The sequence below is a fragment of the Clostridium sp. AM33-3 genome (assembly GCF_003480315.1).
GTDB lineage: Bacteria > Bacillota > Clostridia > Lachnospirales > Lachnospiraceae > Brotaphodocola.
This window is the reverse complement of record NZ_QUIV01000019.1, coordinates 471-25,704: the sequence shown is the minus strand read 5'-3', so window position 1 is coordinate 25,704 and position 25,234 is coordinate 471. Positions and strand designations below refer to the sequence as shown.

General features: G+C 49.8%; 28 protein-coding genes and 2 tRNA genes. 29 read left to right on the top strand and 1 reads right to left on the bottom strand.

Annotated elements, in window-relative coordinates; all coding sequences use genetic code 11:
* The first annotated feature begins 79 nt into the window (after positions 1-79).
* Both DW819_RS11310 and DW819_RS11305 read left to right on the top strand, forming a co-directional pair.
* On the top strand, positions 80-526 hold the full coding sequence (locus DW819_RS11310) for an ACT domain-containing protein (RefSeq protein ID WP_118733379.1): 447 nt from the start codon (positions 80-82) through the stop codon (positions 524-526).
* Positions 527-602: 76 nt separating this feature from the next.
* Positions 603-1,829 carry a homoserine dehydrogenase gene (locus DW819_RS11305; protein ID WP_118733378.1) on the top strand — a complete coding sequence of 409 codons (1,227 nt, stop codon included), beginning with the start codon at positions 603-605 and terminating at the stop codon, positions 1,827-1,829.
* A gap of 87 nt (positions 1,830-1,916) precedes the next feature.
* Here the strand turns inward: DW819_RS11305 and DW819_RS11300 are convergent, their stop codons facing one another.
* Positions 1,917-2,267: a hypothetical protein gene (locus DW819_RS11300; RefSeq protein ID WP_118733377.1), complete on the bottom strand. Its 351-nt coding sequence runs from the start codon at positions 2,265-2,267 to the stop codon at positions 1,917-1,919.
* A gap of 158 nt (positions 2,268-2,425) precedes the next feature.
* On the opposite strand from DW819_RS11300, the gene DW819_RS11295 reads away from it, so the two are divergent.
* The 27 genes from DW819_RS11295 to DW819_RS11165 all read left to right on the top strand — a co-directional run bounded on the left by DW819_RS11295 (position 2,426) and on the right by DW819_RS11165 (position 25,170).
* Positions 2,426-4,567 carry a Tex family protein gene (locus DW819_RS11295; protein ID WP_118733376.1) on the top strand — a complete coding sequence of 714 codons (2,142 nt, stop codon included), beginning with the start codon at positions 2,426-2,428 and terminating at the stop codon, positions 4,565-4,567.
* An 82-nt stretch (positions 4,568-4,649) separates the two neighbouring features.
* Complete coding sequence (locus DW819_RS11290; protein WP_118733375.1) at positions 4,650-5,198, top strand: YcxB family protein; 549 nt, start codon at positions 4,650-4,652, stop codon at positions 5,196-5,198.
* Complete coding sequence (gene tsaE / locus DW819_RS11285; protein WP_118733374.1) at positions 5,198-5,626, top strand: tRNA (adenosine(37)-N6)-threonylcarbamoyltransferase complex ATPase subunit type 1 TsaE; 429 nt, start codon at positions 5,198-5,200, stop codon at positions 5,624-5,626. Before DW819_RS11290 ends, tsaE begins: the two co-directional genes overlap by 1 nt.
* Entirely contained in the window at positions 5,623-6,378 is a 756-nt protein-coding gene (gene tsaB / locus DW819_RS11280) for a tRNA (adenosine(37)-N6)-threonylcarbamoyltransferase complex dimerization subunit type 1 TsaB (RefSeq protein ID WP_118733373.1), read from the top strand. Before tsaE ends, tsaB begins: the two co-directional genes overlap by 4 nt.
* On the top strand, positions 6,375-6,827 hold the full coding sequence (gene rimI / locus DW819_RS11275; protein WP_347560202.1) for a ribosomal protein S18-alanine N-acetyltransferase: 453 nt from the start codon (positions 6,375-6,377) through the stop codon (positions 6,825-6,827). The genes tsaB and rimI overlap by 4 nt, the downstream gene beginning before the upstream one ends.
* Positions 6,828-6,969: 142 nt before the next feature.
* Positions 6,970-7,212: a hypothetical protein gene (locus DW819_RS11270; RefSeq protein WP_118733372.1), complete on the top strand. Its 243-nt coding sequence runs from the start codon at positions 6,970-6,972 to the stop codon at positions 7,210-7,212.
* A 48-nt stretch (positions 7,213-7,260) separates the two neighbouring features.
* Positions 7,261-8,172 carry a ribonuclease Z gene (locus DW819_RS11265; RefSeq protein ID WP_118733371.1) on the top strand — a complete coding sequence of 304 codons (912 nt, stop codon included), beginning with the start codon at positions 7,261-7,263 and terminating at the stop codon, positions 8,170-8,172.
* 8 nt (positions 8,173-8,180) lie between these two features.
* Positions 8,181-9,236: a tRNA (adenosine(37)-N6)-threonylcarbamoyltransferase complex transferase subunit TsaD gene (tsaD, locus tag DW819_RS11260; RefSeq protein WP_118733408.1), complete on the top strand. Its 1,056-nt coding sequence runs from the start codon at positions 8,181-8,183 to the stop codon at positions 9,234-9,236.
* Between the two features lie 37 nt (positions 9,237-9,273).
* Complete coding sequence (gene ispD / locus DW819_RS11255) at positions 9,274-9,987, top strand: 2-C-methyl-D-erythritol 4-phosphate cytidylyltransferase (protein ID WP_118733370.1); 714 nt, start codon at positions 9,274-9,276, stop codon at positions 9,985-9,987.
* Between the two features lie 347 nt (positions 9,988-10,334).
* On the top strand, positions 10,335-11,942 hold the full coding sequence (locus tag DW819_RS11250; protein ID WP_118733369.1) for an ABC transporter substrate-binding protein: 1,608 nt from the start codon (positions 10,335-10,337) through the stop codon (positions 11,940-11,942).
* A gap of 102 nt (positions 11,943-12,044) precedes the next feature.
* A complete protein-coding gene (locus DW819_RS11245; RefSeq protein WP_118733368.1) occupies positions 12,045-12,980 on the top strand; it encodes an ABC transporter permease in 936 nt (311 codons plus the stop codon).
* A gap of 4 nt (positions 12,981-12,984) precedes the next feature.
* Positions 12,985-13,869, top strand: a complete 885-nt coding sequence (locus DW819_RS11240) for an ABC transporter permease (protein WP_118733367.1) — start codon at positions 12,985-12,987, stop codon at positions 13,867-13,869.
* 30 nt (positions 13,870-13,899) lie between these two features.
* Positions 13,900-14,910, top strand: a complete 1,011-nt coding sequence (locus tag DW819_RS11235; RefSeq protein WP_118733366.1) for an ABC transporter ATP-binding protein — start codon at positions 13,900-13,902, stop codon at positions 14,908-14,910.
* On the top strand, positions 14,900-15,862 hold the full coding sequence (locus tag DW819_RS11230; RefSeq protein WP_118733365.1) for an ABC transporter ATP-binding protein: 963 nt from the start codon (positions 14,900-14,902) through the stop codon (positions 15,860-15,862). Before DW819_RS11235 ends, DW819_RS11230 begins: the two co-directional genes overlap by 11 nt.
* Positions 15,863-16,037: 175 nt before the next feature.
* The gene (locus tag DW819_RS11225) at positions 16,038-16,730 is read left to right on the top strand and encodes an MgtC/SapB family protein (protein ID WP_118733364.1); all 693 of its coding nucleotides are present in this window, start codon (positions 16,038-16,040) and stop codon (positions 16,728-16,730) included.
* Between the two features lie 79 nt (positions 16,731-16,809).
* Entirely contained in the window at positions 16,810-18,246 is a 1,437-nt protein-coding gene (locus DW819_RS11220; protein ID WP_118733363.1) for an NAD(P)/FAD-dependent oxidoreductase, read from the top strand.
* A gap of 10 nt (positions 18,247-18,256) precedes the next feature.
* Positions 18,257-19,534, top strand: a complete 1,278-nt coding sequence (locus DW819_RS11215) for an FAD-dependent oxidoreductase (RefSeq protein ID WP_118733362.1) — start codon at positions 18,257-18,259, stop codon at positions 19,532-19,534.
* Between the two features lies 1 nt (position 19,535).
* Positions 19,536-19,898 carry a DUF1667 domain-containing protein gene (locus DW819_RS11210; RefSeq protein ID WP_118733361.1) on the top strand — a complete coding sequence of 121 codons (363 nt, stop codon included), beginning with the start codon at positions 19,536-19,538 and terminating at the stop codon, positions 19,896-19,898.
* Between the two features lie 127 nt (positions 19,899-20,025).
* Entirely contained in the window at positions 20,026-20,754 is a 729-nt protein-coding gene (locus DW819_RS11205; protein ID WP_118733360.1) for a glycerophosphodiester phosphodiesterase, read from the top strand.
* Positions 20,751-21,314 carry a glycerol-3-phosphate responsive antiterminator gene (locus tag DW819_RS11200; RefSeq protein ID WP_118733359.1) on the top strand — a complete coding sequence of 188 codons (564 nt, stop codon included), beginning with the start codon at positions 20,751-20,753 and terminating at the stop codon, positions 21,312-21,314. The genes DW819_RS11205 and DW819_RS11200 overlap by 4 nt, the downstream gene beginning before the upstream one ends.
* A gap of 238 nt (positions 21,315-21,552) precedes the next feature.
* Positions 21,553-21,978, top strand: coding sequence for a 6-carboxytetrahydropterin synthase QueD (queD, locus tag DW819_RS11195; protein WP_118733358.1), 426 nt, complete (start codon positions 21,553-21,555; stop codon positions 21,976-21,978).
* Positions 21,979-22,034: 56 nt separating this feature from the next.
* Complete coding sequence (gene queE, locus DW819_RS11190) at positions 22,035-22,721, top strand: putative 7-carboxy-7-deazaguanine synthase QueE (protein ID WP_118733357.1); 687 nt, start codon at positions 22,035-22,037, stop codon at positions 22,719-22,721.
* 39 nt (positions 22,722-22,760) lie between these two features.
* A complete protein-coding gene (folE, locus tag DW819_RS11185; protein ID WP_118733407.1) occupies positions 22,761-23,402 on the top strand; it encodes a GTP cyclohydrolase I FolE in 642 nt (213 codons plus the stop codon).
* A gap of 34 nt (positions 23,403-23,436) precedes the next feature.
* Positions 23,437-24,159, top strand: coding sequence for a 7-cyano-7-deazaguanine synthase QueC (gene queC, locus DW819_RS11180; protein WP_118733356.1), 723 nt, complete (start codon positions 23,437-23,439; stop codon positions 24,157-24,159).
* The gene (gene queF, locus DW819_RS11175) at positions 24,159-24,656 is read left to right on the top strand and encodes a preQ(1) synthase (protein WP_118733355.1); all 498 of its coding nucleotides are present in this window, start codon (positions 24,159-24,161) and stop codon (positions 24,654-24,656) included. Before queC ends, queF begins: the two co-directional genes overlap by 1 nt.
* Positions 24,657-24,930: 274 nt before the next feature.
* Positions 24,931-25,016, top strand: a tRNA-Ser gene (locus tag DW819_RS11170).
* A gap of 65 nt (positions 25,017-25,081) precedes the next feature.
* Positions 25,082-25,170: transfer RNA gene (locus tag DW819_RS11165), tRNA-Ser, on the top strand.
* The last annotated feature ends 64 nt before the right edge of the window (positions 25,171-25,234 follow it).

Below are 25,234 nucleotides of genomic sequence, written 5' to 3'. Positions count from 1 at the left end.
TTTTTTTTGTGCTAATATCTCTCACATGAGCACAAATGTTCATGATAGACGAACATGAAATGTGCCGGGAGGATTGATTATGCCAGAGGAAAAAACAAAATACTTTGTGGTAAAACAGAAAGCGGTACCGGAAGTATTACTGAAGGTGGTAGAGGCGAAAAAGCTTCTGGAGTCGGAACGTGTGCTGACCGTGCAGGAGGCAACAGACCGTGTAGGTATCAGCCGCAGTTCTTTTTATAAATATAAAGAGGATATTTTCCCGTTTTACGACAATACCAAGGGCAAAACGGTTACCTTTGTGGTACAGATGGATGATGAACAGGGCCTTCTTTCGGACCTGCTCCATATTGTAGCGATTTATAAGGCAAATATTCTGACGATCCACCAGAGTATTCCGGTCAACGGCGTGGCAACCCTGACCTTGTCCGTAGAAGTAAAGGACAACACCGGCAATATTTCCAAGATGGTGGAAGAAATCGAAGAACAGGATGGTATCCATTATGTAAAGATTGTTTCCAGGGAGTAGCACCGGAGTTCGCAGATATTGGGGAGTTTATACGAATAAATGAATCGATAACAGAGAGAAAAGTGAGGAAAGAGCAATGGTACAGGTAGCAATCATGGGATATGGCACAATTGGTTCCGGAGTAGCGGAGATTTTGGCCAGGAACGCAGAGCAGATCAAAAATGGCTGTGGTCAGGATGTGGCTCTTAAGTATGTTCTGGATCTTCGGGACTTTCCGGAAAGCCCGGTGGAAGACAAGATCGTACATGATTTTTCCGTGATCGAGCAGGATCCGGAGGTCAGCGTGGTGGTAGAGACCATGGGCGGACTGAACCCGTCGTATCCGTTTGTAAAAGCAAGCCTGTTAGCCGGCAAGCATGTGGTAACCTCCAACAAGGCGCTGGTGGCAGCCTATGGAACGGAGCTTCTTGCCATTGCGAGGGAAAAGAACGTAAACTTCTTTTTTGAGGCCAGTGTGGGCGGCGGTATCCCGATCATCCGTCCGCTGTACCGCTGCTTAAAGGGAGAGAAAATCCTGGAGATTACCGGTATCTTAAACGGAACCACCAACTTCATCCTGACTAAGATGGATAAGGAGGGTGCTTCCTTTGAGACTGTATTGAAAGAGGCACAGGATTTAGGCTATGCAGAACGCAATCCGGAGGCAGATGTAGAGGGCTATGATACCTGCAGAAAGATCGCGATCCTTACAGCAATGGCAACCGGAAAAGAAGTAAACTATGAGGATATCTGTACTGAGGGCATCACGAAGATTACCGATGTGGATTTCAAGTATGCAGATAAGCTTGGAACTTCCGTGAAGCTGTTTGGAACTAGCCGCATGGACGGCAATGAGGTTCACGCATGGGTCGCACCGGTCATGATCGGAAAGGATCATCCGCTGTATGCCGTAAATGATGTATTTAACGGCATTCTGGTAAAGGGCAACATGCTGGGCACTTCCATGTTCTACGGAAGCGGAGCCGGAAAGCTCCCGACCGCAAGCGCTGTCATTGCGGATATTATGGAAGCGGTTGAGAATGCGGACCATAACGTTCCGTTCGGCTGGAGCGGTGAGCGTCTGACGATCGCAAACCAGAAAACTTCCGTACACCGCTATTTTGTGCGTGTGGAGGGAAATGGGGCAGAGCTGGAGCAGGCCGCAGCCGCTGCATTTGGAGGTGGCCGGATTGTAAAGCTTGAAAATCTGACCGATGAATTCGCGCTTCTGACCGGTGAAATGAGTGAAGCAGCATACGCAGACTGCGCTGCTGCCTTTGAGAAAACCGCAAAGATCCGCCAGAGAATCCGCGCAGAGTTATAAAATGAAATATGAGGAAAGCATAGAAAATGCCAGGCAGCATCCTTTGATGCTGTCTGGCATTTTGCCTGAAATACGGTTGCTGACAGCTTACTGCGCTGTCGTTCCCATGCGGTTTAGAATTTCCTGAGCCTGGTGATATACCTGACGGATCAGGTCGGCATTGGCTGGATCCCGGGCTACTTCGTAGACCAGCATATACTGGAAAAAGATAAAAAAGCTCAGCAGGATGCAGAAGATTCCAATAACAAATCCAGCAATTCCGGCACCGGTAAAATGGTGCTCTTTCCGGGAAAACCATGCGCTCAAAGCCGCAGAAGCTCCGAGTATGATCTGAACCGGCGGATAAAACCAGCTGAAGATAGCGAAGATGCTGAGAAAAAGGCTGGTCCGCGCGAGTCTGTTGGGGGAGGGGCGTTTGGCGCCGGTGTTTTGTTCCATGTAAATTCCTCCGTAGGTAGAGATAAAATAACATTCTTAATCATAACACGAAAACAAAAAAGCCTCAAGGGAGAATCTTGAATGGCTTGCGCCGCATCTGGTTATGGATTATAATGAAAGATACAGCTTAAAGAAAGACAAAAGGAGTTTTACACCAGATGGATATTTTTAAAATATTGCAGGAAGAACTGCAGATTGGATATAAGCAGGTGGAGGCAGCGGTCCAGCTGATCGATGAAGGAAACACCATTCCGTTCATTGCCCGTTACCGCAAAGAGGCAACCGGCTCTTTGAACGATGAGGTACTCCGAAATCTGGACGAGCGTCTGCGTTACCTGCGCAACCTGGACGAAAAGAAGGAACAGGTGCTTTCTACCATCCGGGATCAGGAAAAGCTGACACCGGAGCTGGAAAAACAGATTCAGGCGGCCATGACCATGGTAGCTCTGGAAGATCTCTATCGTCCATACCGTCCAAAGCGCCGAACCCGCGCCATGATCGCGAAGGAACGTGGCCTGGAGCCATTGGCGGATCTGATCCTTGCGCAGCAGGCGGAGGAACCGTTAGAGAAGCTTGCAGAAGGCTATGTGTCGGAAGCCAGGGAGGTGCCGACGGCGGCTGATGCCATTGCCGGAGCAAAGGATATCATTGCGGAGCGCATTTCCGACCAGGCAGATTACCGCACTTATATCCGAAAGGTTACCACAGAGCAGGGCATGCTCCGTTCCCAGGCCAGAGATGAAAAGGCAGAGTCTGTTTATGAGATGTATTACCAGTACGAGGAACCGGTGAAAAAATGCGCCGGTCACCGTGTCCTGGCTTTAAACCGCGGTGAAAAAGAAAAGGTGCTGACCGTGAAGGTAGAGGCTCCGGAGGAGAATATCCTGCGCTATCTGGAAAAACAGATCGTCACTCAGGACAACCCATATACCGCACCGGTTTTAAGAGAGGTAGCTGCAGACAGCTACCGCCGTCTGATTGCGCCGGCGATTGAGCGTGAGATCCGCAGTGCTCTGACTGAGACTGCAGAGGCCGGAGCAATTAAGGTATTCGGCAAGAATTTAAAGCAGCTTCTGATGCAGCCGCCGGTTGCAGGCCGTGTTGTGCTGGGCTGGGATCCGGCATTCCGTACCGGCTGTAAGCTGGCTGTTGTGGATGTAACAGGTAAGGTGCTTGATACCACCGTTATTTACCCGACTGCACCGCAGAATAAGGTAGAGGAATCCAAGAAAATCGTAAAAGATCTGATCAAAAAATATGATATTTCGCTGATCTCAATCGGAAATGGCACAGCCTCGCGTGAGTCTGAGATGATCATCGTGGAGCTGCTCAAAGAGATCCCGCAGCAGGTTCAGTACGTGATTGTCAACGAGGCAGGAGCCTCTGTGTATTCTGCCAGCAAGCTGGCTACCGAGGAGTTCCCAAACTTTGATGTAGGGCAGCGAAGCGCAGCTTCTATCGCAAGAAGACTGCAGGATCCGCTGGCAGAGCTTGTCAAGATTGATCCGAAATCCATCGGCGTGGGGCAGTATCAGCATGATATGAACCAGAAAAACTTAAGTGAAACCCTGCAGGGCGTCGTGGAGGATTGCGTAAACCGTGTGGGCGTGGATTTAAACACCGCTTCCGCCTCCCTGCTTGAGTACATTTCCGGTGTCTCCAAGGCCATTGCGAAGAACATTGTGGCATATCGCGAGGAGAACGGCGTATTTACAAACCGCAGACAGCTTTTAAAGGTAGCAAAGCTTGGCCCGAAGGCATTCGAGCAGTGTGCCGGCTTCATGCGCATCAAAGGCGGGGACAATCCGCTGGATATGACTTCCGTGCATCCGGAAAGCTATGAGGCAGTACAGAAGCTTCTGGAAAAGGTAAGCTGCAGGCCGCAAGATATTGCCGCAGGCGGCTTAAAGGAACTTGGCAGAAAGGTACGCAGCTGCAAAGGTCTTGCAGAGGAGCTTGGCATCGGTGAGATCACGTTAAAGGACATTGTAAAGGAGTTGGAAAAACCGGCCAGAGATCCCCGTGAGGAGATGCAAAAACCGATCCTGCGTACCGATGTCCTTGAGATGAAGGACCTGACACCGGGCATGGTACTGAAGGGAACCGTGCGCAATGTCATCGACTTTGGTGCCTTTGTGGATATCGGTGTGCATCAGGATGGCCTGGTCCATATTTCACAGATGACAGACCGCTATATCAAGCATCCGCTTGAGGCAGTCAGCGTTGGTGATATCGTAGAGGTGAAGGTATTAAGCGTAGATCTGAACAAGAAGCGCATTGGCCTGACTATGAAGCTGTAAGATTGAAAATGAAACAAAGGATTCTGCGAGGATGCCTTAGACGGCGGTCTGAAGCAGTGTTTGGAAAGGAACGGTGAATGCGATGGCAAACGAGAAACATGCGGCAAGTGAAGTCAATGAGACTGCCTGCACCGGCAAAACGGTAGATGTGACTTTGCATATTACGGCGAAGGATCTGTGGGCATTTTCCATGTATCATGCGAATGCCGGATTTATGGGAATTTTTAATGGGCTCTTTTCCCTGGCAGCGCTGTATCTTCTGATCTTCCGCTGGAATACCACTACGGTTCCATATAGGTGCCTGCTTGTGGTCTGTGCATTGATCTTTACCGTCTGGCAGCCATGTCTGCTCTGGCTCAAGGCAAGCAAACAGGCAAAGCGTCCGGCTGTAAAAAATCCAATGCGGCTGATGTTCGATCAGGAGAAGCTGACGGTTAGTCAGGAGGACAATTCCGCAGATTTTACCTGGGAACAGATGGGACGGCTGGATGCGAAGCCATCCATGTACATTCTTTATATGGACCGGGTTCATGCCTATCTGATTCCGAAAACGGCTTTGGGCGATCAGGAAGAAGCGTTCCGGGAATTGGTGACGGCACATCTCCCGAAAGAAAAACGGAGGAAAATCTGATGGAATATACAAGCAACAGCCCACAGGAAACCTTTGCCCTGGGGAAACGCCTGGGGGAACAGGCAAAGCCGGGAGAGGTGTATTGCCTGGACGGCGATCTGGGAGTGGGCAAGACTATTTTTACCCAGGGCTTTGCAGCCGGACTCGGAATTGATGAGCCGGTGAACAGTCCGACCTTTACGATTGTACAGCAGTACGACAGCGGACGGATTCCCCTGTACCATTTTGATGTGTATCGCATCGGCGATATCAGCGAGATGGACGAGATCGGCTATGAGGACTGCTTTTACGGAGAGGGCGTCTGTCTGATCGAGTGGTCCCAGCTCATTTTGGAGATCCTGCCGGATAAGGTTGTCCACATTTGCATTGAAAAAGACCTGGAGCAGGGATTTGATTACCGCAAGATAACGGTGGAGGGATTATCATGAAGATACTTGGAATAGAAAGTGCGTCACTGGTGGCTTCTGTGGCCGTGGTGAGCGATGGCCTGGTGACAGCAGAATATACCGTGGATTTTAAAAAGACCCATTCCCAGACGCTGCTTCCCATGATTGATGAGGTGACCCGCATGCTGGAGCTGGATCTTCATGAGGTCGATGCGATCGCGGTGTCAGGCGGTCCGGGCTCCTACACGGGCCTGCGCATCGGATCTGCTACGGCAAAGGGTCTTGGACTTGCGCTGGAGAAGCCGCTGGTCCATGTTCCGACCATGGATGCCATGGCTTATAATTTATATGGAACATCTGCACTCATCTGCCCGGTCATGGATGCAAGAAGAGGTCAGGTCTATACCGGACTCTACCATTATGAAGAGGCTTTTGAGGTTGTAAAGCCGCAGTGCGGCATGGATATCCACGAACTGATCAGGGAGCTGAATGCGCGCGGAGAGCGCGTGATCTTTCTGGGAGATGGTGTGCCGGTCAATGAGAAGATCATCCGTGAGGAGATGACGGTATCGTTTTCCTTTGCTCCAGCCCAGGTAAACCGCCAGCGCGGCGCCAGTGTGGCTGCCCTTGGAAGCGTATATTTTGCGGAAGGCAGGACTGTGTCAGCCATGGATCACGCGCCGGATTATCTGCGCAAAGCCCAGGCGGAGCGCGAACTGGAAGAAGCAAAACGCCAGGGGAAGACGGACGAGCTGGCAGCAGGACACAGTGTCGGTACAGGAGACTCACAGTGATCCGCCGCATGGAAGAACGGGATATTCCGGAGGTGGCAGAGCTGGAGCGCATCTGCTTTTCGGAATGCTGGTCTGCCCGCATACTGGAATCCGGGATCCACAGTCCGTATGATGTCTATTATGTGTTTGAACAGGATGAAAGGATCCTTGGCTACTGCAACCTGCGGGTCCTTGCCGGAGAAGGTGAGGTTCAGCGGATTGCCGTGCGTCCTGACAGTCGTCGCTATGGTGTCGGCAGAAAAATGATGGATGCTATGGTAGAATATGCTGTCCGGGAAGGCGCCTGTGCCATGAGTCTGGAGGTGCGCGAAGGAAACACGGCAGCCAGAAATCTGTATGAATCCTACGGTTTTATACAGGAGGCAGTGCGGAAATCCTATTATCATAACCCGACAGAGGATGCACTCATCATGTGGAAGCGAGATCTGCCGGAAAGAATTACCACTTAAAATCGTGAATATTTCTGTTTATAATGTAGGAGATAAGGCAGCAGTGCCGTATCTCCTGTTTTGTTTCACGCCTATGCTTTGAAGTGTGAATCATGGCGCCGGAACAGGAAGAATAAGTGAAAAGAAAAGGTGAGGGACCAACATGAGAAAATATCAGGAAAGCGGAAAACTGGAAACTGTGATCTGCAATGGATGTGGAAAGAAACTGGTGGTAGAGCGGGGGATTCTGCGGGAGGGCGGATTTTCCGTGAATTATCCCTGGGATTATTTTTCGGAAAAAGATGGGGAGGTTCACCACTGGGATCTGTGCGAGGCGTGCTATGACCGGCTGATCCGGCAGTTTCGGATCGCACCGGAAATCGAGGAAGCGGTTGAATTCATTTAAACGCTATGCTATGATATCAGCATCAAATGAAATGAGGTTAATCGATTTATGTTAGATATCTGTTTACTGGGAACCGGCGGTATGATGCCGCTTCCGTATCGCTGGCTGACTGCAATGATGGCGCGCTGTGACGGCAGTAGCCTTCTGATTGACTGCGGAGAAGGAACGCAGGTAGCGTTGAAAGAAAAAGGATGGAGCCCGAAGCCCATTGATGTGATCTGTTTTACCCATTATCATGCAGATCACATCAGCGGACTTCCAGGGCTTCTTCTCACGATGGGCAACGCAGAGCGGACGGAACCGGTGACATTGATCGGACCGAAGGGACTCGAGCGTGTGGTGAACGCGCTGCGCACCATTGCGCCGGAGCTCCCTTTCCAGTTAAAATTCATCGAATTGGAAGAAAACAGACATCAGTTTCATATCGGACCTTATGTGATCGATGCCTACCGGGTGAACCACAATGTGGTCTGCTACGGCTATTCCATCTCCATCCCGCGGGCAGGCCGCTTTGATGTGGAGCGTGCCAGGGCTCAAAATGTGCCGATGAAGGCCTGGAGCCGTCTTCAGAAGGGCGAGACGCTGGAGCTTGACGGTGTGACCTATACACCGGATATGGTGCTGGGACCGGACCGTAAGGGACTGAAGGTCACCTACTGTACCGATACCAGGCCGGTTCCGGTCATTGCGGAGTATGCTGAACATGCGGATCTCTTTATCTGCGAGGGCATGTATGGTGAGGACGGCAAGGAGGCCAAGGCCAGGGAGTACAAACACATGACCATGTACGAGGCTGCAAATCTGGCAAAAAAAGCGCAGCCGGCAGAGATGTGGCTGACGCATTACAGCCCGTCCTTAAACCGGCCGGATGAGTTTATTGACAAAGTACGGGAAATCTTTCCGGGAGCGAAGACGGCGCGGGACGGCTGGACCCGTGAGCTGACCTTCGATGAGGAGTAAGAGAAATGATGGATACAGAAAAGAAGACAACAGAAATAAATGAGAAGAAAGATACACTGATCCTGGCTATTGAGAGCTCCTGTGATGAAACAGCTGCTTCTGTGGTAAAGAATGGCCGTGAGGTCCTTTCCAACGTGATCTCGTCCCAGATCGCGCTGCATACCCAGTTTGGCGGTGTGGTTCCGGAGATCGCCTCAAGAAAACATATTGAGAAGATCAACCAGGTTGTAACCCAGGCCCTAGAGGATGCCGGGGTAACTCTGACAGATGTGGATGCCATTGGCGTGACCTACGGCCCGGGGCTTGTGGGGGCTCTTCTGGTTGGTGTGGCTGAGGCAAAAGCCATTGCTTTTGCGGCGAAAAAGCCACTGGTGGGTGTCCATCACATTGAGGGACATGTGTCTGCAAACTACATTGAGAACCCGGATCTGGAACCGCCGTTTGTGTGCCTGATCGTGTCTGGCGGACATACCCATCTGGTTATTGTAAAGGATTACGGAGAGTTTGAAATCATTGGCCGCACTCGAGATGACGCAGCAGGCGAGGCATTTGATAAGGTGGCCCGTGCCGTTGGACTCGGCTATCCGGGAGGTCCGAAGGTAGATAAGACTGCAAAAGAGGGAAATCCGCATGCCATTGAGTTCCCACGGGCAAAGGTGGAAGGCTCACCATATGATTTTAGCTTCAGCGGCCTGAAGTCTGCTGTGCTGAATTACATTAATAAAGCCCATATGACCGGCGAAGAGATCCGGGTGCCGGATCTGGTGGCATCGTTCCAGAATGCAGTGGTGGAGGCTCTGGTAAGCCGTGCAGTTCTCGCTGCAAAAGAATATGGCTATGACAAGCTGGCTATTGCCGGCGGCGTGGCATCCAATTCCGCGCTCCGGGCAGCCATGCAGGAGGCCTGTGATAAGGCACACATCCGGTTCTATCATCCGTCTCCGATCTTCTGCACAGACAATGCAGCCATGATCGGCTGTGCTGCCTACTATGAATATAAAAAGGGCACACGTCATGGCTGGGATCTGAATGCGATTCCGAATCTGAAGCTTGGTGAACGGTAACATAAAATAGAAACAGGATTGAGAAAGAAGAAATATTATGATTGATACATTTCGGATCGGTGCGGTCATCCTGGCAGGCGGCCGGGGCAGCAGGATGCACAGTGCCATTCAAAAACAGTACATGCTTTTAAATGGCAGGCCGCTGATTTCGTACGCACTGGAAGCCTTTGAGCAAAGCTGCGCGGATGAGCTGGTGCTGGTGACCGGTGCCGGAGAAGAATCCTATGTGAGAGAGGAAATCCTGCCTGCCCTGGGCCTTACCAAGCTGCGCGCTGTTGTGACCGGAGGAAAAGAACGATATCATTCGGTATATGAAGGACTGAAAGCACTGCAGCATTGTGATTATGTGCTGATCCATGACGGTGCAAGGCCTCTTGTGACGGATGGGATCATTTCCCGTGCGGCACAGGCTGCTGTTTCGGATGAAGCCTGTGTAGTGGGGATGCCGGTGAAAGATACCATCAAGGTAGCAGATGCAGGTGGCTTTGCGGAATCCACGCCGGACCGTTCCCGGCTGTGGCAGGTACAGACTCCGCAGGCATTTTCCTATCCCCTGGTGCGCGGTGCCTATGACCGCCTGATGGCAGATGAGACACAGCAGAAGGGCATCACGGATGATGCCATGGTGGTAGAGCATTTAAGCGGCACAAAGGTGCGCCTGGTGGAGGGAAGCTACGAAAATTTAAAGGTGACCACACCGGAGGATCTGGTACTGGCAGAGGCTTTATTAAAAAAACGCATGAATCCGTAAATGGCGGGGAAAACTTTATTTTCCAAACTAGGATTATGGAAAATGCTGAAAAATGCGGAAAACAGCTAAAGAAAGTTAACAAAATAACGAAGAATTATCGCGGAAAATGCTTGTATATTTTGAAAAATGATGCTATACTCTGTAATAGCTGATAAATAAATATACACATTGCATAGAGAGAATAGAGCAGCGCAGGTGTGTAGGACATTTCTTTTAGAGTCCATGTGGAACGTAAGGTGTCGTACGACTGCGCTATTTTTGCGCTTAAAAGCAGTGTATATTTCTTATCTATGAAAACGTCCGGTTAACACAGGCTGGACGATTATAAGAAAACGGAGGAAATGTGTATGAAGAAAAAAATCGCATTGCTGCTCAGCGTTGCCATGCTGACAGCATCCCTGGCAGGCTGCGGCGGAAAGTCCGGTTCCACATCGGCCCCGTCCGGTGACTCTGGTTCCGCAACAACAGAGGCAGGAGGCACTGCGGCAGGCGGTCACAAAGACACCCTGGTTATCGGTACCGATGCTGACATCAACAATTTGGATCTGCAGCAGCAGCAGGATCAGATCAACAACATTATTTTAAAGAATACGCATCAGACCCTGGTATTTTTCAACAATGGTTCCCAGGGAGATGAGCGTTTCGGTCCTTGTCTGGCTACCTCCTGGGAGTTTAAGGATGACACCCACATTGAGATGAAGCTGCGTGATGACGTTCACTTCAACGACGATGACAAGACGCCGATGACCGCAGAGGATGTAAAATTCACTCTGGATATGGCAACCGGCAACATGGTAGCCTCCATTCTGGCTGGCTATGTTGGCTGTACCGTAGTTGATGATTACACCATCGAGATTGAAATTGAAAAATACAACAATGAGTTCATCCAGTCTCTGGCATCCGTTCCGTTATCCATTCAGTCCAAGAAGGCTTATGATGACGGCGTAGAGGATCCGTACTACATTGGTACCGGCCCGTACAAATTTGATGAGTGGGTAGAAGGTGAGTACTGCCGCCTGGTTAAGGTTGATGATTACTGGGGCAACGATCTCCCTGCAGACGACAACCTGGCTCCTGGCGTAGCTGAGACCATCGAGTTCCGTCCGTACATCGAGGCATCCTCCCGTGTTATGGCATTGCAGGCCGGCGAGATTGATGTTTGTGTAAATCCGCCGATCAATGAGCTGCAGTACTTAGAGGATGATGACAATATCACCGTTTACGAGCAGACCGGTACCCGTCTTTTCTACTTTGCATTTAATGTAGAGAAGGAGCCGTGGAACAATCAGACCTTAAGACAGGCTGTTGCATGCGCGATCGACCGTGACGCGGTTCTTGAGGCAGCTGTATATGGCAAGGGCACACTGCAGACCACCATCTTAAACCGCGGTCTGTGGGGCTTCTATGATGACATGGAAGGCTTTGACTACGATGTGGACAGAGCAAAATCCTTAATGGCAGAGGCCGGCTATCCGGATGGCGGTATCAGCACAACCTTAACCTATGCATCCGGTGCTCCGTATGAGCAGATCGCAACCATCGTTCAGGCAAATCTGGCAGACATCGGCATCGACGTAACTCTGGAGCCGATGGAGACTGCAACCTTAAAATCTACCTGTGTAGACGGCAAGCAGGAGCTCTTCTTGTGGAGATGGAATGAGGACTCCAAGGTTGACTTTGTATACCGTGACCTGTTCTACACCGGTTCCGGTTCCAACTATCATCACTACTCGGATTCTAAGGCAGATGAGATGATTGATATCGTAGCAACTGAGAAAGATCAGGATAAACGTCTTGAGACAGCAAAAGAGCTGCAGACCTATCTGGTAGATGCATGCCCGCAGGTTCCGTTATACATTGCAAATCTGGTTGTTGCATACAACAAGAACCTTCAGGGACAGTACTTCTACGGCGGCGGCAACCACGACTGGCGTCATGCATACATCGCAGAGTAAAGAGAAACAAAGACATAATGGCTGAAAAGACTTGCGGGTGCTTCAAAAGCCCCGCAAGTTTCCATATGAGTCACTGAACATAAAAAAAGGAGCGACAGGCAAATGCTGAAATACATTGGGAAAAGACTTATCATGCTGATCCCGGTTATTCTGGTAACCTCATTTCTGATCTTCTGGGCCATGAGCCTGACCGGCGGCGACCCAGCGTTAATGCTTGCGGGTGATAACGCAAAGCCGGAACAGATTGAGCAGATCCGTGAAGACCTTGGACTGAATGATCCGTTTATTGTACGTTATGGAAACTATATGAAAGGCATGTTGACTGGTGATATGGGTAAGTCCTATGTGACCAAGCGGGATGTATTTAAGACCTTCATGGAGCGTCTTCCGAATACCCTGCTGCTGGGCGGAGCCGCCGTGCTCATCGCTGTAGTGGTATCCCTGCCGCTCGGTATTTACACTGCGATACATCAAAATACATGGAAGGATACAGCGGGTATGATATTTGCCCTATTCGGCACGTCCATGCCAAACTTCTGGCTGGGACTTATGCTGATCATCATATTTTCGCTGAAGCTGGGCCTGTTTCCAACGGGCGGTAAAGGCGGGCTGGACAGCCTGGTGCTGCCGGCAGTAACAGTAGGCTTCGGACTGGCTGCACTCATTACCAGAACGACACGCTCATCCATGCTGGATGTACTCCGTCAGGATTACATGACCACCGCGCGGGCAAAGGGCTGTTCAGAGAAGCAGGTCATCACCGTACACGGTTTAAAGAACGCGCTGATCCCGATCATCACTGCGATCGGTCTGCAGATGTCTCTGGTTATTACCGGCTCCGTTCTGGCAGAGACGGTATTCTCCTGGCCGGGAATCGGACGTCTGGTATATGACTCCATCTCCAAGCGTGATACCCCGATGGTTACAGGAGCGATCATTATGTGCTCCATCCTTATGTGTATCATTAACCTGGTGGTAGACCTGATCTACGCATTCTTTGATCCGAGAATCAAAGCTCAGTACAGTAAGAAGGGGTGATAACATGGCACAGGCAAGCGAAATCAAAAAACAGTATAAAAAAAGGACGCTGTTTCAGGAAACCTGGCGGCGCCTGACCAAGAACCGCGGTGCCATGCTGGGACTGGCCTTTCTGGTCCTTCTGGTACTGGCAGCGGCGCTCAGCCCGGTTATTTTCAATTACGAGAAAGACGTGATCGGCCAGAATATGAAAGACCGTCTGATGGGACCGTGCGCGGCTCATTGGTTTGGTACGGATGAGTATGGCCGTGACTTATTTGCACGTATCGTCTACGGTGCCCGTTATTCCCTGATCATCGGTGTCGGCTCCGTTTTGCTGGGACTTCTCGTCGGAACCATCCTGGGTTCCCAGGCAGGCTTCAAGGGCGGAATTACCGATTCCATCATCATGCGCGGCATTGATATTTTCTATTCCATTCCGAACATCATGACAGCGGTAGTTATTGTATCTCTGTTAGGACCGAGCACGGTGAACCTGATGATCGCGCTGGCCTTCTCCTGCGCCAGCAGTTTTGCGCGTATCGTGCGCGCTTCCGTTATGACCATTCGTGATCAGGAGTATGTGGAATCCTCCTACGCCATGGGACTGCCGACCTGGAAGATCATCGTAAAGCACATTCTTCCAAACTGCCTTTCCCCGATCATCGTGCAGATCACGCTGCTGATCGGTACTACCATCATCTCGGCTTCTTCCTTAAGCTTCCTTGGAATCGGTGTTCCGGCACCGGCACCGGAATGGGGTGCACTGCTTTCAGCAGGCCGCAGCCACATCCGTGACGCAAGCTATATGTGTATCATTCCGGGTCTTGCCATTATGTTCACGGTTCTTGCATTGAACCTTCTGGGTGATGGCTTGCGAGATGCGCTGGATCCGAAGCTGAAAAAGTAGGTAATACATAAGATTTAGGAGGAATAGGGTATGGCTGACGAGTTAGTACTTGATATAAAAAACCTGGTAGTCCATTATGAGACCGAAGATGCCGATGTCCATGCAGTCAATGGCATTGACCTCTCCATCGCCAAGAAACGGACTCTGGGTCTGGTGGGCGAGACCGGCGCGGGCAAGACTACCACGGCACTTTCGATTTTGAATCTGGTTCCGAATCCGCCGGGGGTTATCAAAGACGGCGAGATTAAACTGGATGGAAAAGATGTATTGAAAATGACACCGGAGGAACTGGAAAAGATGCGCGGCAATGAGGTTGCCATGATCTTCCAGGATCCCATGACTGCGCTGAATCCGGTTATGACGGTTGGTGACCAGATCGGTGAGAGTATTGCGATCCACCAGAATATTTCCAAGAAGGAAGCCTTCGAGAAAGCAAAAGAAATGTTAAAGATGGTAGGTATCGCGGAATCCCGCGCTTACGATTACCCACATCAGTTTTCCGGCGGAATGAAGCAGCGTGTTGTCATTGCGATTGCGCTGGCCTGCAGTCCGCAGCTTCTGATCGCGGATGAGCCGACCACTGCGCTGGATGTAACCATCCAGGCACAGGTTCTGGAACTCATGAAACAGCTGATCCGTGACAAGGAAATGTCCATGCTCATGATCACGCATGACCTTGGAGTTGTGGCAGAGGTCTGTGAGGATGTCGCAGTCATGTATGCAGGCCGTATCGTGGAGAAAGGAACTGCAGACGATGTGTTCAATCACATGCGCCACCCATACACGGAGGGACTGTTCGATTCTCTTCCGAACTTAAAGCAGCGTGGTGAGGAACTGGTTCCGATAAAGGGCCTGATGCCGGATCCGTCTGATCTGCCGCCGGGATGCGCGTTTGCACCGAGATGTCCGTATGCGACAGAGGCATGCACGAAGGCTGTTCCGGAGCTGACATCTGTAGAGGGCAGCGCAACTCACTTTGTTGCCTGCAGTGCCTACAAGGATCCAGAATTCAGATTAGGGGAGAACAAAGATGGCAGGTAAGACAATTCTTGAGGTCCAGAACCTCACAAAATTTTTCAATACTCCGGGTGGACAGCTTCATGCGGTCGATGGCGTGAGCTTCAAGATCGAAGAGGGCAGGACACTTGGTATTGTAGGTGAATCCGGATGCGGAAAGTCCACGACCGGACGTACCATTTTAAAACTGTTAGAGCCGACGGGAGGCAAGATCCTGTTTGACGGTAAGGACATCACAAACTACAGCCGCAAGCAGATGCGTCCGCTGCGTCAGGAGATGCAGATGGTATTCCAGGATCCGTTCTCGTCCCTGGATCCGAGACAGACTGTGATGCAGCTCATCAGTGAGCCGATCATTGAACACAAGCTGTTAAAATCCAAGAGCGATATTGAAGAGAGAACCCTGGAGCTGATGCGTACGGTAGGCCTGGCGGAGCGTTATATGAACGTATACCCGCATGAACTTGACGGCGGACGCCGTCAGCGTATCGGCATTGCGCGTGCGCTGGCTGTAAGACCGAAACTGATCGTCTGTGATGAGCCGGTATCGGCTCTGGACGTATCCATTCAGGCGCAGATCTTAAATTTGTTAAAGAAGCTGCAGGCAGATCTGGGACTGACCTACATCTTTATTACCCACGACCTGTCGGTAGTTAAATATTTCTCCGATGATATTGCAGTTATGTATCTGGGCCAGATGGTCGAGAAAGCACCGGCTGATGTGCTGTTCCAGAATCCGGTCCATCCATATACCAGAGCATTGTTGTCTGCAATTCCCCTTCCGATCGTGGGAAAGGAAAAGCCGGTGCGCCAGTTGATCCGCGGCGAGATCACCTCTCCGGTCAATCTGCCGGACGAGTGCCGGTTTATGAAACGGTGCGACTGCGCGGCAGAATGCTGCAAGAATGGCAACCCGCAGCTGCGTGAGATTGAACCGGGCCATTTTGTTGCCTGCACCAGAGTAGGTGAATTTTAAAGATCACACTATGACAACTGAATCCATACACGCGAGAGAATAAGAGGAAGCGTAACCATAAGAGCACAGAACCGATCTGTGTTTCTTGGGGTACGCTTCTTTTGTTTTCTGTATGGAGGATAAAAGGATGCGCAATGCATGAACAGCAGCGAGAAAGGAAAAGGGGGTATCTGGAATGCTGAAGCTTTGGCCGGTACTGGCACAGTTTACAGCTCCGGAGCTTTGGGTTCAGGTAGAATACCTGGTGCGCATTTTTGTGGCGGCGTGTCTGGGACTCCTGATCGGAAGTGAGAGGAAAAATCGAAATAAATCGGCGGGCATTCGTACCCATGTGATCGTGGCGTTGGGAGCAGCTCTTATTATGGTAGTATCGAAATATGGGTTTATGGATGTGGAAAAGGCAGATGCCGCCCGTGTGGCAGCGCAGGTTGTCAGCGGTATCGGCTTTCTGGGTGCCGGGGTCATCTTTGTACGAAACAATCTGGTAAACGGGCTGACCACGGCAGCCGGAATCTGGGCCACCGCGGGCGTGGGTCTGGCTCTCGGGGCTGGTATGTATGTGGTAGGGATCAGCAGCGCCCTGCTGGTTCTGCTCATTCAGTTTGTTATGCACCGCGTTGCTTATTTTGCGGATGTGGCATCCGGTGGACTTATTCGTATGACTCTGGTAAAACGGGAAGGCATTGTGCAGTCCATGGAGGATTATCTCCAGAGAGAGAAGCTCAGTGTGATTTCCGTAAAAATCAACAAGACCAAGAAAGACGAAGTGAAACTGGAGTTTGATGTGGTTTTTCCGCCTGGATATAAAAAAACAAAACTGTTGGCCAGACTGGTAGAGATGGATGATGTGCTGGCAGTCAGCGAGTAAAAAGAATTTTGTTTGCGCCATACGCGGGCGAAAACAGATGAAGGTCCGGTAATGGACCGGGAATAGAGGAGACAGGAGTATGAACAGTATGAAATACGATGTAGTGGTCATTGGCGGCGGTGTGATTGGCTGCGCGGTTGCCAGAGAGCTTTCCAGATATCAGTTAAAGACCTGTGTTGTGGAAAGGGAAGAGGACGTATGTTCCGGAACCTCAAAAGCCAACAGTGCGATCGTGCATGGAGGCTTTGATGCGGAACCGGGGAGTTTAAAGGCAAAATTCAACATTCAGGGAAGCAGGATGATGGAAGAGCTCTCTGAAGAACTGGATTTTGAATACAAGCGCAATGGTTCCCTGGTGCTGTGCTTTGCGGAAGAAGACAAACCGGCGCTGCAGGCACTTTATGAAAAAGGCATGCAGAATGGCGTGGAAGGTATGTCTGTCATCAGCGGAGATGAGGCGCGTAAAATGGAACCGAATATTGAGGATACCGTGGTTGCCGCGCTGAATGTACCAAGCGGCGGCATTGTCTGCCCGTTTGGCCTGACGATTGCCCTGGCAGAGAATGCCTGCGACAACGGTGTGGAATTCTGCTTTCTGACTGAGGTAGAGCACATTGAGAAAACAGCAGAGGGATATCGGATCAAGACAAACCAGGGGAATATCGAAGCAGCCTGTGTGGTAAACGCGGCAGGCGTATATGCGGATACGATCCACAATGAAGTAAGTGAAAAGAAGCTTCACATTACTGCCAGAAAAGGCGATTACTGTCTGCTTGATAAAGAGGCGGGAAATCTGGTCAGCCATACCATTTTCCAGCTTCCGACCAGGATGGGAAAGGGTGTTCTGGTCAGCCCGACCGTACACGGTAATCTGTTGACAGGACCAACCGCAACGGATATCGATGATAAGGAGCAGACCGCAACAGCGGCAGAGGAGCTGGAATCCCTCATGAGCCGTGCTGTATTGAGCGTCAAAGGCATTCCGTTCCGTCAGGTCATAACATCCTTTGCAGGACTGCGTGCCCATGAGGATGGGGATGATTTCGTGATTGGTGAGGCAGAGGATGCTCCGGGCTTTTTTGACGCAGCAGGCATTGAGTCTCCGGGACTTTCGAGTGCCCCGGCTATTGGCCGGTGGCTGGCTGAAAAAGTGGCAGAGAAATTGCATGCGGCAAAGAAGGAAGACTGGAACGGCAGAAGAAAAGGCATCGTACGCCCGGAGCTTTTAAGTAAGGAGGAACGGGCAGAGCTGATCCGCAGGAATCCGTCCTACGGCACGATCATCTGCCGCTGTGAGAACGTCAGTGAGGGCGAGATTGTGGACGCCATCAACAGAACCCTGGGCGCAAAGTCCTTAGATGGTATCAAGCGCCGCGTGCGTCAGGGCATGGGACGCTGTCAGGCTGGCTTCTGCACACCGCGAACCATGGAAATTCTTTCAAGAGAACTTGGAATCAGCATGGAAGAGGTCTGCAAGAATGCACCGGGATCTGAAATGCTGAAGGGTCATAAATAAGGGGGGAGCAATCATGAAACATGACATTGTAATCATCGGAGGCGGACCGGCAGGCCTGGCAGCGGCAGTGGCAGCAAGAAAAGCCGGTATTCAGGATATTCTTATTCTTGAGCGTGACAGCAGCCTTGGCGGAATTTTAAATCAGTGCATCCATAATGGTTTTGGCCTTCACACTTTTAAGGAAGAGCTGACCGGACCGGAGTATGCAGCGCGTTATATTGCCATGGCAGAGGAGGCGAAAATCCCATACCGTTTAAATACCATGGTCATTGATATCAACGAGAAGCGAGAAGTAACGGTCATCAGCCGTGACCACGGCATGGAGACCATCGAGGCAGGTGCGGTGATCCTGGCTATGGGCTGCCGGGAGCGTCCGAGAGGCGCCTTAAACATTCCCGGATATCGTCCTGCAGGCATTTATTCCGCAGGAACCGCGCAGCGTCTGATGAATATTGAGGGCTACAGCGTCGGCAAGGAGGTTGTGATCCTTGGCTCCGGTGATATCGGCCTGATCATGGCCCGGCGTATGACCTTAGAGGGGGCTAAAGTTAAGGTTGTGGCAGAGCTGATGCCGTATTCCGGCGGTTTAAAGAGAAACATCGTCCAGTGTCTGGATGACTACGGCATTCCGTTAAAGCTGAGTCATACGGTGGTGGATATTCAGGGCAAGGAACGTGTGACCGGCATTACCCTGGCTGAAGTGGGACCGGACAGAAAACCGATTCCGGGAACGGAGGAGCATTACAGCTGTGATACACTGCTGTTGTCCGTAGGTCTGATTCCGGAGAATGAACTGACTAAAGAGGCAGGTGTGGAGATGAACCGTGTGACCTCCGGACCGAACGTCAATGACCAGTTAGAGACCAGTGTGGAGGGAGTATTTGCCTGCGGAAACGTACTGCATGTGCACGATCTGGTTGATTACGTATCTGAGGAGGCCACTCTTGCAGGAACCAATGCGGCAGCTTATGTGAGATCACAGAACGGAGAGACAGAAGCAAAGGCAGAGTCTCATACAGTGACTTTGAAGGCAGAAAACGGTGTGCGCTATACCGTTCCGCAGACCATTGACGTCAACAATATGAGAGACCAGGTCGTTGTGCGTTTCCGTGTGGCAGACGTATACCGCGACCGCAGTATCAGTGTATATCTGGATGGAGTACGCGTACAGGCAAGGAAGAAAAAGGTTCTGGCGCCGGGGGAGATGGAGCAGGTGATCTTAAAGAAAGAAGATCTGCAGAAGTATCCAGACTTAAAAGAAATCGTGATTTGTACGGAGGTGGAATAAGATGGAGAAGAGAGAACTGATCTGTATCGGATGTCCGCTGGGATGCCCTCTGACTGTGACGATGGAAGGTGAGCAGATCACGGTAGCCGGAAATACCTGTAAGCGTGGTGAAATCTATGCAAAGAAGGAAGTTACCAATCCGACCCGTGTGGTGACCTCCTCGGTTCATGTAAAGAATGGCGAGATTGCTATGGTTTCTGTAAAGACAAAGAATGACATTCCGAAAGATAAGATTTTTGCGTGCATGAAAGAAATCAGTACAGTTTCTGTTCCTGCTCCGGTCCATATCGGAGATGTTGTGATCGAAAACTGCGCGGGAACCGGAGTGCCGGTCATTGCGACTAAGAACGTAGAGAAAGCATAAGGGAAATATAAAGAACCTATAAAGAAAATACAGATATCGCAGTGTATGCGGTTGTGATGGCCCTGCCCGTATAGACATGCGGGCGGGGCTGTGTTATGATACAAGATGATGACAGGAGGACAGGAAGATGAAAGTATATGCACATAGAGGTTACAGTGGAAGATATCCGGAAAATACCATGCTGGCCTTCAAAGAGGCAGAAAAGACCGGCTGCTACGGCATTGAGCTGGATGTGCAGCTCACAAAGGACGGTGAGGTCGTGATCATCCATGATGAGCGGGTGGACCGGACAACGGACGGAACCGGCTGGGTGAGAGATTTTACCCTTGAGGAGTTAAAGAAGCTGAACGCGGCAGCAGTATGGAACGGGAAGTATGGTTTTGAACCGATCCCGACTCTGGAAGAATACTGCAGGTGGGTGAAGGATACGGACATGGTGACCAATATTGAAATCAAATCCGGTGTGTACTACTATGAAGAACTGGAAGAGAAAACCCTGGCACTGGTGAAGAAATACAGTCTGGAAAAGAGAATTGTATTCTCATCCTTCCTGCATTCCTCCATTACCCTGCTTCGCAAACTGGCACCCGAGATTCCATGCGGCGCGCTGGTGGAGTATAATGACCTGGGAAATCCCGGCTACTATTGTGAAAAGTTTGATTTTCAGTACTATCATCCGGGCGTGAAGGCTTTGACAGAGGAGATGGTAAAGAGCTGTAAGGAACATGGGATCCCGTTAAATGTCTGGACGATCAACGATATGGGCGCCCTGGAGCAGATGTATGAGTGGGGCGTAGAAGGCGTGATCAGCAATTACCCGGGTGTATGCAAAGGATGGATTGACAGTAAAAAATGATAAAAGCGATTGATTTGTTGGAAATGTCACCGGTGATCGCAGCGATTAAAGATGATGCCGGTCTGAAAAGATGCCTGGATACGGAATGCCAGGTGGTGTTTATTCTGTATGGAAATATCTGTAATATCAAGGACATTGTCGCAGAGCTGAAGGCACACGGAAAATGTGCCATGGTACATGCGGATCTGGTCCAGGGACTCGGATCCAAGGAAGTGGCAATTGACTTTATAAAGGAGCAGACCGGGGCAGACGGTATTATCAGCACCAAGCCAATGCTGGTGCGCAGGGCCCAGGAACTGAAAATGTTCGGGATTCTTCGCGCTTTTATCATTGACTCTATGGCAGTAGCCAATACCCAGAAGATGCTGGATACTTTTCGGCCGGACATGATCGAGATCATGCCGGGTGTGATACCAAAAATCATAAAGAACCTTCGTGGCATCACCGATATCCCTCTGATCGCAGGAGGACTGATCTCGGAGAAGAAAGAGGTTCTGGAGCTGTTTGCAGCAGGAGCTGACGCAATCTCTACAACCAGACAGGAACTCTGGTATATTTAAAAAGTGATTGACATTTTCCATGAAACTGCATACAATAACAAAACAGACAGTTCGTTTGTACCATCCTGTCTATAAACAAAACCAGGGCTAAAGATTGCAGGACCATTTTAAGAAACAAGGGCAGACTCTGGCATGGGTCTGCTTTTTTGTTTTATAAAGCAATTCAAGTTTATCTATAAATCTTTTTCTGGTTTTATTACCCAAATAAAAAATACAACTTCAGAAAGGAAACTCAGATATGTACCAGTTAAAAACGGTTGCAGATTTTGATTCGGCACATTTTCTTTCGGGATATCAGGGAAAATGCGCCAATATCCACGGTCACAGATGGCATGTGGAGATAGAAATTCAGGCGGAATATTTGGAAATGCAAGGCCAGATGAGAGGAATGCTCGTTGATTTTGGGAATCTTAAGCGGGATCTGAAAAAGCTGGCGGATGAGTTTGATCACACGCTGATTTATGAAAGCGGGACACTCAGGGAAAAGACGGTTGAGGCACTTCTGGAAGAAGGCTTTCGGCTGACCAAAGTAGACTTCCGGCCGACTGCGGAGAATTTTTCCAGGTATTTCTTTGACAGGATGTGCAGATCCGGATATCCGGTATCCTGTGCAACGGTTTACGAGACTCCGAATAACTGCGCCGTCTATCGCAGGGATCCGTAAAAATACAGGCTCAGACAACGTGAGGGTGAGAAAATACGGAAAAGGAAATAGCAACGATGGAAAATCAGAAGAGCGCTCCTGTTTATCAGGTTGTGGAAAAATTTGTCAGTATCAATGGAGAAGGCCGGCGTGCAGGGGAACTTGCAGTATTTATCCGAATGAAAGGGTGTAATCTTCACTGCAGCTACTGTGATACGTATTGGGCAAATGAGTCAGATTGCGAGAGCACGGAGATGACTGCAGACGAGATCATTTCTTATATTGAAGAGAGCGGGATCAGAAATATAACGCTGACCGGAGGGGAACCACTTCTGCGTGAGGGAATGGCACAGCTGATCTGTGCGATTTTGCAGGATCCGCAGCGGCGCGTGGAGATTGAGACAAACGGAAGCATTGATCTCACACCTTACTGCAATCTTGAAAGAAGGCCGTCATTTACGATGGATTACAAGATGCCGGAGAGCGGGATGGAGCATGCGATGCTTCTGGCTAATATGGAAAAATTATCGAATGAAGATACTGTAAAATTTGTGGTCAGCAGCAGGTCGGATATGGAACGGGCTGTTGAAATCATGGAGGAATATCGTCTGCGGGAGCGGACCGCAGTCTATCTCAGCCCGGTATTTGGTAAAATTGAGCCGGTGGAAATGGTAGATTTTCTGATAGAGAAAAAACTCAATGATGTGAAGCTTCAGCTGCAGCTGCACAAGATCATCTGGGACCCGCAAAAGCGCGGGGTATAGAAGGAACAGGAAACGGATAACGAGATGAAGAATGAGGAAATGAGACAGGAGCAGACTGGTTCCGTGTGCAAACTCGCGCAGAATAATCGGAGAAAGATTGATACAGAGGCGATCAAGCTACATATTCGGGGAATCCTCCAGGCACTTGGTGATGACCCGGATCGAGAGGGACTCAAAGAGACGCCGGAGCGTGTCGCAAAAATGTATGAGGAAGTTTTTGAAGGAATGTGCTATTCCAATCAGGAGATTGCCGATATGTTCCGGAAAAATTTTGTTCAGGACAGTACAGAGAATTCGCAGGATATGGTGCTTGTGAAAAATATTGAGATTTTCAGTTATTGCGAACATCATCTTGCGTTGATGTATGACATGAAAGTCAGCGTTGCTTATATTCCAAGGGGAAATGTTCTTGGCCTGAGTAAAATTGCGAGGATTGCAGATATGGTTGGAAAACGTCTCCAGCTTCAGGAACGGATTGGAAGTGATATTGCAGAGATCATGGAGCTGGTGACAGATTCTCACGATGTGGCGGTGATGATTGAGGGCTGCCACAGCTGTATGACGGCTCGCGGGATCAGGAAGACAAATGCGGTCACGACAACAACGACACTCCGCGGCCAATTCAGGACGGATCCAATGCTGCAGATGAATTTGTTTCAGCAGCTTCGGGCAGGCCGATAAAGCACAGAAAAGAAAACAAAGAAGGAATTGAACAATGGAGAAAAATAAAGAGATAAAAAAAGCCATGGTATTATCGAGTGGTGGCGTGGATTCTACAACCTGTCTTGGAATGGCAGTTGAAAAATACGGGAAAGATCAGGTGCTTGCGCTGTCAATTTCTTACGGACAGAAACACCAGAAGGAGATAGAGGCATCCAGAAAGGTGGCAGAGTACTATGGGGTTGAGCATTTGTATCTGGATCTTGCTCCTATTTTTCAGTACAGCAATTGTTCGCTCCTGAAACATTCAGACAGCGAGATCCCACATGAAAGCTATGCCAAACAGCTGGAGAAAACAAATGGAATACCGGTATCGACTTATGTTCCGTTCCGAAATGGCCTTTTTCTCTCATCAGCAGCGAGTATTGCACTCTCAAAAGGATGCAGTGTGATCTACTACGGTGCCCATGCGGATGATTCAGCAGGAAATGCATATCCGGATTGCAGCCGTGCTTTTCACGAGGCGATGAATCAGGCAATTTATGAAGGAAGTGGGAAACAGCTCCGGATCGAGGCACCGTTTGTCAGTTGGACAAAGGCACAGGTTGTCAGGAAAGGTCTCGAACTGAATGTTCCTTATGAGATGACCTGGAGCTGCTATGAAGGCGGAAGTGTGCCATGCGGAGTTTGCGGAACCTGCGTGGACCGTATGGAAGCGTTTCGGCTGAATGGAGTGGAAGATCCGGTAAATAGGATCAGATATGGAGGAAAAAGATAATGAGCAGAGAAGCAGAGCTTGAAAAAGAGGGCATCAGCCTGTTGGGAAATCAGAATGTGAAGTATCCGGATCAGTATGCTCCGGAGATTCTGGAAACATTTTTAAATAAGCATCCGGAAAATGATTATTTTGTAAAATTCAATTGTCCGGAGTTTACGAGTCTTTGTCCGATCACCGGACAGCCGGATTTTGCAACAATCACAATATCATATGTTCCGGGGGAGAGAATGGTGGAGAGTAAGTCCCTGAAACTCTATCTGTTCAGTTTCAGAAATCATGGTGATTTCCACGAGGATTGTATGAATGTTATCATGAAAGATCTGATCCGTCTGATGGATCCGAAATATATCGAGGTCTGGGGCAAATTCACTCCGCGCGGAGGCATTTCCATTGATCCGTATTGTAATTATGGAAAACCTGGAACACGTTGGGAAGCAGTTGCATGGCAGAGACTGTCACAGCACGATATATATCCGGAAAAAGTGGATAACCGCTGATCTGGATGAAAGTAAGCGGCAGCCATCGCCGGGATAACTGTGGTTTTCAAGTCTGCGGACCATTCTTAGCGATGCGCTGCCATTTGCTTGTTGTGGCAGGAATGAAAAAAAATAAAAAATGTAAAAAATAGGGTTGACATCGGAAATGAACTGTGCTAAAATTCATCAATGTCGCGTGTGACGAACGAAAAGCTTCAAAACATACGATGAAAAAACTTCAAAAAAGTTCTTGACAAAAACAAAAAGCTTTGATAAAATAGCAAAGCACGTTTGAGGAGAGATATCGAAGTGGTCATAACGAGGCGGTCTTGAAAACCGTTTGTCCGCAAGGGCGCGTGGGTTCGAATCCCACTCTCTCCGTTGGACAAGCAAAAGGCTTGCCGATGACAATATAATATTTACTGATGTTCAGGCATCGGGACTTTGCAGAAGTACCCAAGAGGCTGAAGGGACACCCCTGGAAAGGGTGCAGGTCGTTAATAGCGGCGCGAGGGTTCAAATCCCTCCTTCTGCGCTTCATCTTGAAAAAAGATGAAAAAAGTTGTTGACAAAGCGAAAACAACGTGATAAAATATCGG

Coding starts and splice junctions, on each gene's coding strand:
- DW819_RS11310 (WP_118733379.1), top strand. CDS start 80: ATGCCAGAGGAAAAAACAAAATACTTTGTGGTAAAACAGAAAGCGGTA.
- DW819_RS11305 (WP_118733378.1), top strand. CDS start 603: ATGGTACAGGTAGCAATCATGGGATATGGCACAATTGGTTCCGGAGTA.
- DW819_RS11300 (WP_118733377.1), bottom strand. CDS start 2,267: ATGGAACAAAACACCGGCGCCAAACGCCCCTCCCCCAACAGACTCGCG.
- DW819_RS11295 (WP_118733376.1), top strand. CDS start 2,426: ATGGATATTTTTAAAATATTGCAGGAAGAACTGCAGATTGGATATAAG.
- DW819_RS11290 (WP_118733375.1), top strand. CDS start 4,650: ATGGCAAACGAGAAACATGCGGCAAGTGAAGTCAATGAGACTGCCTGC.
- tsaE (WP_118733374.1), top strand. CDS start 5,198: ATGGAATATACAAGCAACAGCCCACAGGAAACCTTTGCCCTGGGGAAA.
- tsaB (WP_118733373.1), top strand. CDS start 5,623: ATGAAGATACTTGGAATAGAAAGTGCGTCACTGGTGGCTTCTGTGGCC.
- DW819_RS11270 (WP_118733372.1), top strand. CDS start 6,970: ATGAGAAAATATCAGGAAAGCGGAAAACTGGAAACTGTGATCTGCAAT.
- DW819_RS11265 (WP_118733371.1), top strand. CDS start 7,261: ATGTTAGATATCTGTTTACTGGGAACCGGCGGTATGATGCCGCTTCCG.
- tsaD (WP_118733408.1), top strand. CDS start 8,181: ATGGATACAGAAAAGAAGACAACAGAAATAAATGAGAAGAAAGATACA.
- ispD (WP_118733370.1), top strand. CDS start 9,274: ATGATTGATACATTTCGGATCGGTGCGGTCATCCTGGCAGGCGGCCGG.
- DW819_RS11250 (WP_118733369.1), top strand. CDS start 10,335: ATGAAGAAAAAAATCGCATTGCTGCTCAGCGTTGCCATGCTGACAGCA.
- DW819_RS11245 (WP_118733368.1), top strand. CDS start 12,045: ATGCTGAAATACATTGGGAAAAGACTTATCATGCTGATCCCGGTTATT.
- DW819_RS11240 (WP_118733367.1), top strand. CDS start 12,985: ATGGCACAGGCAAGCGAAATCAAAAAACAGTATAAAAAAAGGACGCTG.
- DW819_RS11235 (WP_118733366.1), top strand. CDS start 13,900: ATGGCTGACGAGTTAGTACTTGATATAAAAAACCTGGTAGTCCATTAT.
- DW819_RS11230 (WP_118733365.1), top strand. CDS start 14,900: ATGGCAGGTAAGACAATTCTTGAGGTCCAGAACCTCACAAAATTTTTC.
- DW819_RS11225 (WP_118733364.1), top strand. CDS start 16,038: ATGCTGAAGCTTTGGCCGGTACTGGCACAGTTTACAGCTCCGGAGCTT.
- DW819_RS11220 (WP_118733363.1), top strand. CDS start 16,810: ATGAACAGTATGAAATACGATGTAGTGGTCATTGGCGGCGGTGTGATT.
- DW819_RS11210 (WP_118733361.1), top strand. CDS start 19,536: ATGGAGAAGAGAGAACTGATCTGTATCGGATGTCCGCTGGGATGCCCT.
- DW819_RS11205 (WP_118733360.1), top strand. CDS start 20,026: ATGAAAGTATATGCACATAGAGGTTACAGTGGAAGATATCCGGAAAAT.
- DW819_RS11200 (WP_118733359.1), top strand. CDS start 20,751: ATGATAAAAGCGATTGATTTGTTGGAAATGTCACCGGTGATCGCAGCG.
- queD (WP_118733358.1), top strand. CDS start 21,553: ATGTACCAGTTAAAAACGGTTGCAGATTTTGATTCGGCACATTTTCTT.
- queE (WP_118733357.1), top strand. CDS start 22,035: ATGGAAAATCAGAAGAGCGCTCCTGTTTATCAGGTTGTGGAAAAATTT.
- folE (WP_118733407.1), top strand. CDS start 22,761: ATGAGACAGGAGCAGACTGGTTCCGTGTGCAAACTCGCGCAGAATAAT.
- queC (WP_118733356.1), top strand. CDS start 23,437: ATGGAGAAAAATAAAGAGATAAAAAAAGCCATGGTATTATCGAGTGGT.
- queF (WP_118733355.1), top strand. CDS start 24,159: ATGAGCAGAGAAGCAGAGCTTGAAAAAGAGGGCATCAGCCTGTTGGGA.